Raw genomic sequence first — 14,858 nt, forward strand, 5'->3', positions numbered from 1 at the left:
AAAATATGTAAAAAATTTGCTAATTAGTATAATTTTTTAGCAAAACCATTTATTAAATTACAAACATGAGCCTAACGAACTTTTAATAATAATGCAAATTACATTCAAAAATCACAAACTCAAAAGATGAATAAATATATAATTTTTATAACATCCACAGTCTTGAAATTCGTTCTAATCACAGTGTTAAGTTTAAATTTAACGAAATTAACAAATGGAACAAACTTTCTTTTTGTATTATTATTCATAATTAATGTATTAATATTAGTTTTATATTTTTTCGAAAAGTTGTTATTTTCTTTTTGATATCACAAATTTAATACGTTTTTAAGTTGTGATAGATTTTAATTTTGTTAGAATACTATTGTCTGTTATCAATATTTGACAAAGGAGTTTATATCATGTGGCATTATTATAAATTGTATTGGCAAAATGCGTTTGATTTTAAAGGGCGTGCCAGAAGAAAAGAATTGTGGTTTCCATTTTTGGTCAATGTGTTAATCTCCATCCTATTGGCTATACTATTAGATCATATTTTCAAAATACCTATGTCGATGAGTGACGCTATTAGCGCTTTATTTACAATTATTATCTTTATTCCAGATTTTTCAGTAGCTACAAGACGCATGCATGATATTGGCCGAACAATGACTTTTCCAATTATATTTAGTATCTTTTTCATATTATTTTTTATTGGTTCATATACCACATATGGAGAAGGCATATTTTTCAATATTTTAGAAGGCATTGCCAGTATTATTTTCTTCATTTTAAATATCGTCGCATTCTTTTACATGATTACTGACAGTGACAAAACAGGTAATCAATACGGTCTACCACGTAAGTAAATAGAATATACGCACATAAAGAACGGGACAGAAATCATGTTTTACGATCAATTCCTGTCCCGTTTTTCTTTTTACAAAACTATTAATCCCATACTTTTCGACTAAAATAGCTTATAATCCATATATAATATATTTATAATAAATGAGGTATTTATCATGAACAAAAATAAAATAATTAATTATTGGAATAAGCGTGCGCCATCCTTCAGTCAAGATAAACAAGCAGAACTAAAAAGTGTGCACGCAGAAAGATGGTTAGCTGAGATAAATCAGATTATAACAATTAAACCTGGTATGAAAATCTTAGACATTGGCACAGGAGCAGGTTTTCTGGCAATACTATGCCAACAACAAGGCGCAGAAGTTACTGGCATTGACCTTTCCCCTGAAATGATTCAATCTGCAAAGCAAAATGCTTTATGTTTTAATATGAATGTCAATTTTCAAGTCATGGATGCTGAGCATTTACACTTTGACGACGCGTGTTTTGACCTAGTCATTTCTAGAAATGTCACTTGGTTATTGCCAGATACAAAAGCTGCCTACCAAGAATGGTTACGTGTTTTAAAACCAAATGCTACACTCATTAATATCGATGGAGATTATGGAAAAGATGCATTTACTGATTATAGTAATATACCAATTCACCACGCACATCATGCTTTAGAAGACACGATGTTAGCGGAGAGTGAAAATATAAAGCAAAGTATTTCAATTAATCACTACAACCGCCCTCGATACGATTTAAATATCCTAAAGCAAATAAATACGAAGTCCATTCATGTAGATACGACTATTTATCAACGTATTTATCAAACGCAAGATGAATTTTATAATCCAACACCTATATTTTTAATAGCAATAACGAAATAATATGTAACAATGAATAATAAAACATCGCTTACCCTATCAAAATATGAATAATTCGTTTCACTTAGAGCCTACAACTTGCGTTGGCATCTATTTTTTATCATACTATATATGAATAAAAGTAAAAGGAGTGGTAAGAATGAATAAAGAACAATTTGATAAAGTAAAAAATGGCAAAGGTTTCATTGCTGCGTTAGACCAAAGTGGTGGAAGTACCCCTAAAGCATTACGTGACTACGGTGTAACTGAAGACCAATATAACAGTGAAGATGAAATGTTTAAACTTGTGCATGATATGCGTACACGAATTGTTTCATCACCTTCATTCAGTTCTGATAAAATCATCGGTGCAATTCTTTTCGAACAAACAATGGATCGTGAAGTAGATGGTAAACATACTGGTGACTATTTAGCTGATAAAGGTGTCGTTCCTTTCTTAAAAGTCGATAAAGGTTTAGCTGAAGAACAAAACGGCGTACAGTTAATGAAGCCAATTCCAGACTTAGATAAATTATTAAGCCGTGCAAATGACCATAAAATTTTTGGTACAAAAATGCGTTCAAATATTTTAGAATTTAATAAAACTGGTATTGATCAAGTCGTACAACAACAATTCGAAATCGGAAAACAAATCATCTCTGCCGGTTTAGTCCCAATTATTGAACCAGAAGTGAATATCAATGCTGATAACAAAGCAGAGATTGAATCATATTTAGCAAGTGCAATCTTAGCAGAGTTAAATAAATTAAATGACGATGAACTCGTAATGCTAAAATTAACAATCCCAACTAAAGCAAACCAATATCAAGAATTAATCGCACACCCTAATGTGGTTCGTGTCGTTGCTTTATCTGGTGGTTATAGCAGAGAGCATGCTAACGAAGTTTTAAAACAAAACAAAGACTTAATTGCTAGTTTCTCTCGTGCATTAATCAATGACTTAAATGTCAATCAATCAGATGAAGAATTTGATAAAATTTTAGCAGATACAATCGACTCTATCTATGATGCATCAGTAAACAAAGCTTAATGACTAATCAGTAATAGCTTTATATTTCCCAGGAAAAGTAGCTAAACATAAATAACATTTAACACACACTGACCTTTAAAAGTTAGTGTGTGTTTTTATATAGTAATGTTTAAATGCAGTTGTATCACGATTTACAAATTCAAACTATATTGATTGTCTTCTATACGCAATCTAACGTACACATATGTCATTTATCAAAATAGCGAGTACTTTATTAAAAAAATGTTTGCACCCCGAATCTATACCTTATTTCATCAATTCTTTCTTAGTAAGTAAAATCGATGTAACTTTATGAGAAATCGCTAAATAGTCTAGCCATAAATAGCAACAAACTATATAATTATATTAATTTGCTAATTACCAATGATTTTAAGGGGAGGAAATATGAAAAATTATTTACATAGATGGATCATTGAAGCGCTAAGCTATATGGCTTTAGGTTTATTTGGCTCTTTGATTATCGGCTTAATTTTAGAAACGCTTGGAGAACAAACATTACTACCACAATTAAATCTGACATTTCTATCAGAAGTTGGTAAAGTAGCAATGTCCATGACTGGTGCTGCTATTGGTGTGGCGATTGCTTACGGTTTAGGCGCAAAACCACTTGTTACATTTTCTTGTGTTATTGTTGGTACCTTAGGTTATACGACTTTTGATGGGGGTCCAGTAGGCGCTTATATTGCTACAGTAATCGTTGTTGAACTGAGTAGATTATATGCTGGAAAAACTAAAATCGATATTATTTTATCTCCACTACTAACGATATTAATTGGTGGCTTTATCGCAAAAGCTTTCGGACCAGCATTAAATCAATTTATGACAAGCTTAGGTAAAATTATTATTGTATCTACAGAGCAACAACCTTTCATCATGGGCATCTTAGTTGCTGTTATCTTTGGTTTAGCTTTAACTGCACCGATATCTAGCGCAGCATTAGCGTTGATGTTAGACTTAAACGGTCTCGCTGCAGGGGCGGCAACAATCGGATGCACTTCACAAATGATTGGTTTTGCAGTTACCGGTTATAAAGATAATGGTTGGGGTGGCGTGCTTTCAGTAGGTATTGGCACAAGTATGCTGCAAGTCCCTAATATCATTAAGCATCCAATGATTTTACTACCACCTACTGTTACCAGTGCAATTGTCGCACCTATTATGACAACGTTCTTTCCTATGACGAATAACGCTGCAGGTGCTGGTATGGGGACGAGTGGATTCATCGGTCAAATTATGACTATCAATACAATGGGTGGTTCTATACAGACTTGGTGCTTAATCATTACTTTCCATATTTTATTGCCAGCCATCATTAGTTTCCTTCTTTATAAACTTTGTTTAAAAAAACAATGGATAAGTCCTGGCGACCAACTCATTCACATTGCAAAGTAGAAATGATATTCAAAATAAGACAAAACCTGAGACGCATAAATGTCTCAGGCTTTGCTTTATTTTGATTAATTTAATTATGTTTATATTTCACTCATCATTTTCATGCGTAAACTTTGCCAAAGTCAACATAACTATTTTAAACAATAACGTTGTGATCATGGCTTTATTTCATTCTACTCTTTATCCACATGTGCATTTACAGGTACATTCGTAGTAGATTTTCTTGTTTGTGTTATATATAAAATCGCTGCTATAATATACCAAGCCAATACGATAAGCCATTCAGAAGGCCATGCCAACGATGACGGCATGCCAGGTAAATAAATGACTATAAACAAAATGCTTAAAATAATAGCTATACTACCAACGAGTTTGCCATTTTTAATACGATAAGGTCTAGCTAAATCAGGTTGTACTTTACGCAACTTCATAAATGAAATTGCTACGAGTAAATACCCTAATACCACACCAATACCGCCAGCATTAACAATCCATACAAGTGCTGCTCTACCTAAAAGTGGCGCAACGAACGCTAATACACCAAGAAACAGAATACCGTGTGTAGGTGTTTTATACTTAGGATGAATAAATGCGAACCATTTAGGAATCATGTGATTTTTTGCCATAGCATACAAAATTCTACTACCGCCAATGATAAAAGCATTCCAACTTGTAATTATACCAGCTACACCGCCTAATACAAGTAAGACACCAAATCCACTATGACCAAATAAGTTGGCCATTGCATCTGCTGTTGCCAAATTACTGTTGCTTAAAGCTTTAGGTGATAAGCCTGTTGCCACACCAAAAACAATGAGCAAATAAAAAATTACAGAGGCGATAATTGATAATATTAAAATACCACCGATTTTTTTCGCAGGTGCTTTAACTTCTTCTGCGATTTGTGGAATGACATCAAAACCAACAAATAGAAATGGAATCATCATTAAGACAGACATTGTTCCACTAACGCCATTTTCAAATGGTTGTAAATTGTTGAAATTACCATTAAATCCCGCTCCAAATACAAGTAATAAACCAACACCTACAATAAAAATTGTAAAAACAGTTTGCATAATTGCTGCAGGTTTGACACCAAAATAATTAAGTGAAGTTAAAATGACACTTCCAATTGAGCCAATGATAACCCATGTAAAATATACATCCCAACCTGCGATATTCCACATCAATCCTTGATGTCGAAATGGAATGACATAGTCAATCACGGTAGGCAATGCAACCGCTTCAAATGTAATTACAGAGACATAGCCAAATAACACGGACCAACCTGATATAAAGGCAATTCCTGGAGTGAAGGCTTTTTTAACAAATACAAAGCCTCCACCAGTTTCTGGAATTGCAGCAGCTAATTCTGCATATGTAAGTCCGATAACAATGACTAAAAATCCACCGAGTAAAAATGCCACAATACTTCCTATAAAACCTGCTGTTGATACCCATTCTCCTGACAATACGACCCAGCCCCATCCAAGCATAGCGCCAATTGCCAAAAATAAGACATCAGCAATATTCATCGTCTTATTAAATTGAGATTTCATTTTACATACCCCATAACATTCATTGAATTAAAAGTGAATGAGCTTAAATTTTTAATATTATCTTCAATCTAATCATCACTTTCTTGTTCGTTTAAATTCATAAGTTTTGCTTTATTTACAACTAGTACTGCTTCACTTGCACTTTAAATACCTATGGATAAATATTTTGTTTCTAAATATGGCTCTATACCTTCAGTGCCACCTTCTCTACCATAGCCACTTTCTTTCAAGCCACCAAATGGCGCATGGGCAGCTGAAGGGCCACCATCATTCCATCCAACAACACCGTATTCTAATTCATTATAAAGTTTTAGCCCTGTACGATAATCATTTGTAAAGAAATAAGAAGCTAAACCAAATTCTGTATCGTTTGCCATTTTTATTGCTTCTTCTAAATCTTCATAAACCATAACTGGTGCAACAGGTCCAAAAGTTTCTTCATGCATTACTTTCATATCTAAATTCACATTAGAGATAACAACTGGTTTCAGGAAATTTCCTTTTAACGCTTGTATATCATCCACTGTCCGTGATAATTTCCCACCTTTAGCTTGTGCATCTGTGATATGTGTCATTACTTTTTCAACTGCAGCCTTATCAATTAACGGGCCAATTTTAACGTCCTCTTGAAAACCGTCACCGACAGCTAGTTCATTAACTTTTTCAATCAAGCGCGTTGTGTATTGATCAGCAATATCTTGATGTACAAAGATACGATTTGCACAGATACATGTTTGACCAGCATTTCTAAATTTAGAAGCAATGGTGCCATCTACGGCCGCTTCAATATCAGCATCTTTATGCACAATTAAAGGTGCTAAACCACCTAGCTCCATCGTTACATTTTTTACACTTTGCGCGGATTGTTCAATCAGTGATTTTCCTACAGCAGTCGATCCGGTAAATGTCACTTTATTAATCAATTTATGAGATGTGAAGATATCACCTGCATCTTTACCAGACGCAATAATATAAGATATTGCACCTTCAGGTATACCTGCTTCATGTGCAAGCGCAACAAGTTTAATGGTTGTTAATGGTGTTTTGACAGCAGGTTTACAAATAATCGTACATCCAGCTGCCAATGCAGGCGCCATTTTCCTCGTTATCATCGCTGCCGGGAAATTCCAAGGTGTAATTGCACCTACGACACCTACTGGAAATTTATCAATCATTATCTTTTTAGATGGTGTGTTTGCTGGTATTGTACGTCCATATACTCGCTTAGCTTCTTCTGCATACCACTTAACATAAGCATTAGCATAGATGACTTCCCCTTTGGCTTCTGCTAGTGGTTTTCCACCCTCAAGTGTAATCAGTTCCGCAAGTTCATCCTGATGTTCATCAATGAGATTCGCCCATTGATACAATTTTGCTGAACGTTCGTGTGCATCCACTAATTTCCATTCTTCAAATGCTTTATGTGCACGATCAATTTTTGAATTAATTTCATCATGATTCGTGTAATTCAAACGTTCTATAACTTCATTTGTAGAAGGATTATAAACTTCTAATTGACCCATTTTTATTCTCTCCTTTACATTTATTTTTGTTATGAGGTATGACTTATCTATACCCTCTATTTAAAAATAAAATTTTAAGCGTTTGTATGTGCTTCTGTTATGTCCACATTTTTAAAAGTCTCAGATAATATTTCTAATCCTTGTTGTAATTCATCGTCAGAAATTACAAGCGGTGTTAAGAAACGTAAAACATTACCTTTAATACCAGCAGATAATAATAACAAACCATTTTCATTTGCCGTTTGAATAATTTTTCCAGTTAATGCTTTATTGGGTTCGCCAGTTTGATCATCGATGATTTCGCAGGCTACCATAGCTCCAAGTCTACGAATGTTTGTGATAAATGAATGTTGCTCTGCGCTGTGATATAAGAAATCTTCAAGTTGTTGTCCAATTTTTTCTGCTTTATTGTTTAAATCTTCCTCTTCAATGATTTCAATGACTTTTAAAGCAGCTTCACATGCTAAAGGATTACCAGCATATGTGCCACCTAGTTCCCCTGGAGATGCACTATCTATGATTTGCGTTTTGCCAACTACACCACTTAAAGGAAATCCTGCAGCTAATGATTTAGACACCGTTATTAAATCAGGTTCTATGTCAAAATGTTCAATCGCAAATGTTTTTCCTGTTCGAGCAAAACCTGTTTGAATTTCATCCGCCACAAAAATAATGTCGTGGTCTTCACATATTTTTTTAACTGCTTTGACGAATTTTTTATCCGGAATAATAAAACCACCTTCTCCTTGAACAGGTTCCATCACGATACAAGCTACTTCACTAGGATCTACAGTTTCAACAAAGAAATCATGTAACTTATTAATCATTTGATCAATATAAGCTGTTTCGGATAAAGATTCGGATTTTTCTGAAACATTAGGATATGGTGCTTGGTAAACTTCTGGTGCAAAAGGACCAAATCCAAGTTTATAAGGTCTCACTTTACTTGTCATAGACATTGTTAAATTTGTACGGCCATGAAAGCCTCTTACAAAAGATACAACTGATTGCCTTCCAGTGTGTTTTCTAGCAATTTTTACAGCATTCTCTACAGCTTCTGCACCTGAATTTAGTAAAATCACTTTTTTATCAAAATCACCCGGCGTAATTTCAGTTAATTTTTGTGCTAAGTTGAGATAACTTTTATACATGATGACATTGAAACCAGGATGTATAAACTTGTCCAATTGTTCTTTTAAATGTTTGGTTATCTTAGGATGTGTGTGTCCAACATTTAATGTACCAATAGCTCCCGCGAAATCAATGAAACGTTCACCGTCTACATCTGTGATTGTAGCACCTTGTGCATAATCTGCCACATGCAGATTGCCGTTTCCAACACCACGTGCTACATATTTATCACGTTGTTTTTTATAGCTTTCGAATTGATTTGTCATCAATAACCCCTCCTCTTTGTCCCCACGTAAGACGCATGGTTTTCTAAAATTTAAGGGATTATTGGTATAGTGTAAAGTACCAGTTATGATAATTTAATGGAACCAGATTATCCCCTTACAACTTCTTTTAATCTCTGGACTGCCTGGGGAATCTGATCTTGTTTGATTTTTGAAAAGCCTATGATAAGCGTTTTATATGAATTATTTTTTTCAAGCGCTTTCACGGAAAATCGATTTAACGTATAAAGCTCAAGTTTCATTTCTTTAGCACGCGTTTCAATTTCTTGGTAAGAAAATGGTGTGTTAACTTCTACAATAAAATGCAAACCAGCTTGTGTATCTTTAATTCGAATGTCATTTTTAAAGCTATTTGATAAGTGTGTGATGAGTGCTTCTCGTTTTTTTCCATATATCTGATGCATCTTTTTCACATATTTTTCATAATAACCTTCTTTGATCATTAAATTTAGTGTAAGTGCATGAATCGTTGAAAAATCAGGAATCATATTTAAATTAAGGCAATCAAATTTCTTCACTAAATTTATAGGCAAAATCATATAACTCATGCGTAATCCTGGCATCAAAGTTTTTGAAAAAGTACCTAGGTAAATCACGCGTTCATTTTTATCAAAACTAAACAGTGAAGGTATATTATCTGTTTCATATTTGAATTCACTATCATAATCATCTTCTATGATATAACTTTGCGTTTGACTTGCCCAATTCAGTAGGTCAATACGACGCGATACAGGCATGATTATACCCATTGGAAATTGGTGTGAAGGTGTCACTATTGTGGCATCAGGTTGAGCTTGTTTAATTTCTTCAATAGATATCCCTTTACGGTCTAAAGCAATCGGTTTTAACTGCGCAGATGTTTGATTGATTAGTGTTCTAAATCTTGAGTATCCAGGGTTTTCCACTGCTATTGTGATTTCATCTGGCAATAATTGAATTAATTTGGTTAACAATGTATTAGTTCCAGAACCAATGACAATTTGTTCCGGATGACATTGGATACCCCTTTGATAAGACACTAATTTAGCAATCGATTGTCTTAACTCTATTGGACCTTTAATTTGAGGTATCGAAGACAATTCATAATCATAATTTTGAAATACACGTTTAACGAGTTTGGTCCATATTTCTACAGGAAATGCTGAAATATCGGTACTCATATGTGAAAATGAATAATCATATGTAGCTTCAATATGATGTTCTTGCACATCCAGAGATATTTGCGCGTTTGGATCGATAATCAATTTTTCTAAAGGCTCAATAAAATAGCCCTTTCGCTCTTCAGTATAAATATAGCCTTCAGCCAATAATTGTTCATATGCTGCTTTTACACTATTCACACTAATGTTTAAATGTTGAGCCATATCCCTTTTTGAAGGCAACTTTTCATGACTCTCATATTTGAATGCGAGGATATCCTCTTTTAATTGTCTATATAATTGACGATAAATAAATTGACCACTTTCCCGTTGCATTCAATCTCCCCCATTTCACTTCATCCATTCTCCTGTTATTTCATATCACTCATTATAATGAAAACGAGGACGGTATTGAAATCAAAGCATAAATTTGATTTCATATTCCGCCCTCGTCAGACTAATCTTATGATTTTAAAAAAACAATATGTTATTGAAACTTCAATAGCACAATCAATTGCTACATTGATAAATCCATGCAATCGTATGCACTGTCACTTCAATGTGCTTTATATTTTTATAGAATTGGTGACGCTAATTTAGCAATTGATTGTTTGAATTTAATCCAATTTGATCGTTGTTCATAGCGTTCCTCTGTCAATTCCTCAGATACTTTCATATCTTCTATAAAAGCAGCTTTAAGCTCTTTAACAATATTTTCATCATACATAAATGCATTAATTTCGAAATTTAATTCAAAACTACGTATATCCATGTTCGATGAACCTACACTTGCGACTTCATCATCAATAATCATCATTTTTGAATGGATAAATCCATTTTCATACGTATAAACTTTGACTCCATCTCTAATCAACTGCGCGACACTTGTAATTGTGGCCCAGTAAACAAAAATATGATCTGGTTTATTAGGAATAATTAACCGCACATCTACCCCAGCTTTTGCAGCTATACGCAATGCATTGATATAACCTTTATCTGGTATAAAATACGGGCTGTGCATATAAATAGATTCTTTGGCGTTCATGATCATTTTCATATAGCCAAATTCTATCTGATGCCAATTATCACTTGGGGCACTAAGTGCAATTTGCATCGGCACATCTCCACCTTGCTTTGCATTATCTGGGAAATACTTATCGTTAAACTCCAATTGTTCACGGTGTGATTGAGAATTCCAATCGTGGATAAAACTGAGCTGTAACGCGTCAACACCATCACCTTTAACCCTTAAATGTGTATCTCGCCAATAGCCAAAGTTTTCATCTAAACCTAAATATTCATCACCAATATTAAATCCGCCCACATAACCAGTCATACCATCAATCACTAAAATTTTACGGTGATTTCTATTGTTTAATCTGAAATTTATTAATGGAATTTTAGCTTGGAAGAAAGCCTCAACTTGTCCACCAGCTTCTTGGAATTTTTTGAATTTTGATTTATGTACCGTTTTAGACCCTACTGCATCATAAAGTATTTTAACTTCTAATCCTTCTTCAGCTTTTTGTTGCAAAATATCGACAATTTCAGAACCCAACTTATCTAATTTCAACACATAATACTCTAAATGAATATATGTTTTTGCATTGCGTAAATCTTCTTTCATTTGATCAAATAACGCATGACCATCAGTATAAATATCGACATTATTATCGTAACTTAAAAACGTTGGTTCTTTCGTTAGCAATGTATTTACAATATCTGCATGTTTTTTAACTATTCGGTTATCTGAATGATTAATCTTGTTGGTAGCATCTGATAACTGCGTCTTCATTCGTTCCTTCACATCATCTATCTGATTATGATGGAAACCTTGTTCTCGTTTTTTTCGCACTGCTCGACCAAAGAATATATAAATAACAAAGCCTAAAATAGGTACTACAAATAGTAAAAATAGCCAAGCCCAAGTCGCTGTTGCATCTCTGCGATCTCTGTCTAAAAATACAATAATAAACGCGAGCGCTATATTAATAACAAAGAAAAATGCAAGTATACCTCTATAAATCGGACTTACACTTGGATCAAAAATAAGTTGCATAATGACACCTCATCGTTTTTTATTAGATTTTAATGAAAAATACATTCCTCATTTAATTGACTAAACTATAGCTCAACTTATCAAATCCAATTTTTCTAAAGCTCATCGTAAAACAAAGCATGTTGTAAAATATCGTACAATATTTGCATGATACTGTCTATTATTCTAATGTTTTTTCTATTGTGCGATTACGACCTGCTTGCGAGCCGAATAATGTGATTAATAGCGCAGTTATTAATAAAATACTTAATGAACCTATCCATTGACCTGTAACATCATGTAATATACCAAACAGTAGAGGACCTATTGCAGCAAAAAGATATCCTACAGATTGGGCCATGCCAGACAACTTCGCCGACGTTTGGCTATGTTCCGTTCTTAAACTAAAGAATGTATTCACAAGACCAAACGCTAAACCACTTGCAACGCCAACTAAAATCGTAGCAATTAAAGCAAGTTGCGGTGAAAATAACATTATTGAAACACCCACCACAAAACATAAACCAGTTATAAAAGTTAATAAAAATTGTGATTTCATTTTAGTAGCAAATATAGGTGTAATAAATGTTAAGGGTATAATAGCGATTTGCATAATTGATAAATACATCCCCGCTTCACTGATAGCCATACCACTTTGAGATAAATATGCTGGTAGCCAATTAATTAGAGAATAAAAAATGAGTGACTGTCCGCCCATAAGTATCGTTATTTGCCATGATAAGGGCGACTTCCAAACATTGACACTTTCTTTGGGTAATGATGCCGTTGTTTCTTCTTTATTTTTCAATTGAAATGCCCATATAATAATGGTAATCAACGTAATGACACCAATCGCACTAATGGCAATATTATAATTAAACGCTTTGACAAACGGTGCCGTTCCATATGAAGATAATCCACCAAATACGTTCATAACGACAGTATAATAACCTGTCATCACACCTATATGTAATGGAAACTTCGCTTTGATAACTGCAGGTGCAAGTACATTACCAAAACCAATACCAATACCTATAAGAATGGTGCCTATATATAACCATGAAACACCGGTGATAGAACGTACGATTACGCCAATCAGTATTAGCCATAAAGCTACAAAAATCGTTCGTTCTAATCCAAAACGATAACTTGTTTTTGCTGCAAATAGTGAAATGATTGCGAATGCGATTAATGGGACGACTGTAATTACACTAACAGCACTGTTAGACATCGCCAAATCGTTTTTTATATCAGGTAGCGCAACTCCGATTGAAGTAATTGGCGCCCTTAAATTTGCACCTACTAACAAAATACCTATAAATAATAGCCAATTAAATGGTTTTACTTTTCTATAATTTTCCATTTTGCTCACCTTACATCATAAATTTTCTAAACAACATTATATATGGTACAATATGTACGTTATAATGTAAATAGGAGCGATTCACATGTATCATATTCAAAATGTTATTGCCAAAAATTTAGCAACTTATCGTAGTAAACACCAACTTAGTTTAGATAAAATGGCCAATCTAACTGGCGTTAGTAAAAACATGTTAAGCCAAATTGAAAAAGGCACATCTAATCCAACAATTACAACATTATGGAAAATTGCTAATGGTCTTCATTTACCCCTGTCACAACTGACATCAACAATGCACGAGCCTGTAGATTTTGTAGATGAATCTGATATTATTCCTATTGTTGAAGATAAAGTTAAGATCTTTCCATACTTTCCTTACAATGAAAGAAAGCATTTCGAAATGTTTAAAATGGAAATTCAACCAGGGGGTAAAATGATTTCTGATCCACATCATATACAATCTGAAGAATTTATCATCGTTAACTCAGGTACTTTAAAAATTGAAGTTGGTCAAACTTCTTATACAATTAGCAGTAACCAAGCATTTCGTTTTAATAGTGATGTAGCGCATCGTTACTATAATCCAACGGATGAAGTTGTTATACTCACCGCCACGATTCATTATCAAGCACAATAGTAATCAATTAAATTTTCATCTAACATTAGATACTATCAATGCTACATACATAGTGGAAAAGAAAAATTATCAAAATATGCTTCAGCCTTTTTAAAATAACGGAAAATTAATATAGATTATACTGTTGTCGATATATTTCACAATAAACGACGAACCCTCATATACCATAAAAAGCGGGATAGAAATCAAATAATTTCTATCCCGCTTATTTTTCGAACCTATTTATATAGCGTGCTTTATTTACTATATCAATATTTATTAAATTTTATGTTGTCTTGACGAGCAAAGAAATGTCATATATATTTGACACATAAGAAAGAAGTGATGATTTAAATTGAATAAAGTCAAACATTTTCGCAGTCAACAACAAATTTCTCAACTTGCGCTCGCACGTTCCGTAGGCGTTTCTCGACAAACGATTAATATGATTGAAAATGATAAGTACAATCCCTCGTTAAATTTATGCATCAATATTGCTCAATCATTAAATGTCACATTAAACGATTTATTTTGGGAGGATCATAACGATGAAGAAAAGAGATAAATGGTTATATCAAAACTTCGCTGGTTTAATAGATACACCTGATGAATATCAACGACATGAAATTGATAAGACACTGGCAAAAATTTCAATTATTGCTTTATATACGTTACTCGCACTTGTTTATTTATCTATTTTTCTCGATTTAGAACGTGAATTTTTGTCACCATTTACCATTGGTGGTGTGCTGTTAGTTATTATTTTAGTCTGTAGGATGAGCATGAATCGTCTTGGTGCAGATGCTATTGAAATTGAAGTGCATCAACGACATACATATCTTAAACTATTAAAAGAAACACGCAATAAAAGGATTATTTTCTTAGTTATTGCCCTAATTTATATGTTGGGGACTGCAACAATCATCGCACCACTAATTGCAGGAAATCACATGAACTTTAGCTATTTATTCAATATAAGCACCTATGTACCATTTATATTGATTGTTATTTTTACTGTTAACAAAGATTCGCGTATAAAATTAATAGAATAGGAGGTCAATCATC

13 protein-coding genes are annotated in these 14,858 nt (G+C 33.5%); 7 read left to right on the plus strand and 6 right to left on the minus strand.

Annotated features, from left to right (window positions below):
- Positions 1–401: 401 nt before the first annotated feature.
- The 4 genes from KA926_RS06530 (at position 402) to KA926_RS06545 (ending at position 4,140) form a co-directional block, all read left to right on the plus strand.
- Positions 402–848, plus strand: coding sequence for a DUF805 domain-containing protein (locus KA926_RS06530; RefSeq protein WP_210143881.1), 447 nt, complete (start codon positions 402–404; stop codon positions 846–848).
- 156 nt (positions 849–1,004) lie between these two features.
- Complete coding sequence (locus KA926_RS06535; protein WP_210143883.1) at positions 1,005–1,721, plus strand: class I SAM-dependent methyltransferase; 717 nt, start codon at positions 1,005–1,007, stop codon at positions 1,719–1,721.
- A 136-nt stretch (positions 1,722–1,857) separates the two neighbouring features.
- Positions 1,858–2,748 (plus strand): fructose bisphosphate aldolase, encoded by an 891-nt coding sequence (locus KA926_RS06540; protein ID WP_210143885.1) that lies wholly within the window; start codon positions 1,858–1,860, stop codon positions 2,746–2,748.
- Positions 2,749–3,132: 384 nt separating this feature from the next.
- Positions 3,133–4,140: a PTS sugar transporter subunit IIC gene (locus tag KA926_RS06545; RefSeq protein ID WP_210143887.1), complete on the plus strand. Its 1,008-nt coding sequence runs from the start codon at positions 3,133–3,135 to the stop codon at positions 4,138–4,140.
- Positions 4,141–4,313: 173 nt separating this feature from the next.
- On the opposite strand, the gene KA926_RS06550 is transcribed toward KA926_RS06545, so the two are convergent.
- From KA926_RS06550 to KA926_RS06575, 6 genes are all read right to left on the minus strand, one after another.
- Complete coding sequence (locus KA926_RS06550; RefSeq protein ID WP_210143888.1) at positions 4,314–5,699, minus strand: APC family permease; 1,386 nt, start codon at positions 5,697–5,699, stop codon at positions 4,314–4,316.
- Between the two features lie 143 nt (positions 5,700–5,842).
- Entirely contained in the window at positions 5,843–7,222 is a 1,380-nt protein-coding gene (locus tag KA926_RS06555) for an NAD-dependent succinate-semialdehyde dehydrogenase (protein ID WP_210143890.1), read from the minus strand.
- Positions 7,223–7,296: 74 nt separating this feature from the next.
- On the minus strand, positions 7,297–8,619 hold the full coding sequence (gene gabT, locus KA926_RS06560; RefSeq protein ID WP_210143892.1) for a 4-aminobutyrate--2-oxoglutarate transaminase: 1,323 nt from the start codon (positions 8,617–8,619) through the stop codon (positions 7,297–7,299).
- A gap of 107 nt (positions 8,620–8,726) precedes the next feature.
- A complete protein-coding gene (gene gabR, locus KA926_RS06565) occupies positions 8,727–10,112 on the minus strand; it encodes a MocR-like transcriptional regulator GabR (RefSeq protein WP_210143893.1) in 1,386 nt (461 codons plus the stop codon).
- A gap of 238 nt (positions 10,113–10,350) precedes the next feature.
- Positions 10,351–11,835 carry a cardiolipin synthase gene (gene cls, locus KA926_RS06570; protein ID WP_210143895.1) on the minus strand — a complete coding sequence of 495 codons (1,485 nt, stop codon included), beginning with the start codon at positions 11,833–11,835 and terminating at the stop codon, positions 10,351–10,353.
- Between the two features lie 160 nt (positions 11,836–11,995).
- Positions 11,996–13,177, minus strand: coding sequence for a CynX/NimT family MFS transporter (locus KA926_RS06575; RefSeq protein ID WP_210143896.1), 1,182 nt, complete (start codon positions 13,175–13,177; stop codon positions 11,996–11,998).
- A gap of 85 nt (positions 13,178–13,262) precedes the next feature.
- Between KA926_RS06575 and KA926_RS06580 the strand changes: the two genes are divergently transcribed.
- The 3 genes from KA926_RS06580 (at position 13,263) to KA926_RS06590 (ending at position 14,845) form a co-directional block, all read left to right on the plus strand.
- Entirely contained in the window at positions 13,263–13,814 is a 552-nt protein-coding gene (locus KA926_RS06580) for a helix-turn-helix domain-containing protein (protein WP_210143898.1), read from the plus strand.
- Positions 13,815–14,148: 334 nt separating this feature from the next.
- Complete coding sequence (locus tag KA926_RS06585) at positions 14,149–14,358, plus strand: helix-turn-helix transcriptional regulator (RefSeq protein WP_019469123.1); 210 nt, start codon at positions 14,149–14,151, stop codon at positions 14,356–14,358.
- A complete protein-coding gene (locus KA926_RS06590; RefSeq protein WP_210143899.1) occupies positions 14,342–14,845 on the plus strand; it encodes a hypothetical protein in 504 nt (167 codons plus the stop codon). The genes KA926_RS06585 and KA926_RS06590 overlap by 17 nt, the downstream gene beginning before the upstream one ends.
- Positions 14,846–14,858: the final 13 nt, after the last annotated feature.

The sequence above is a fragment of the Staphylococcus sp. GDY8P94P genome (genome assembly GCF_017892255.1).
GTDB classification, from domain to species: domain Bacteria; phylum Bacillota; class Bacilli; order Staphylococcales; family Staphylococcaceae; genus Staphylococcus; species Staphylococcus cohnii.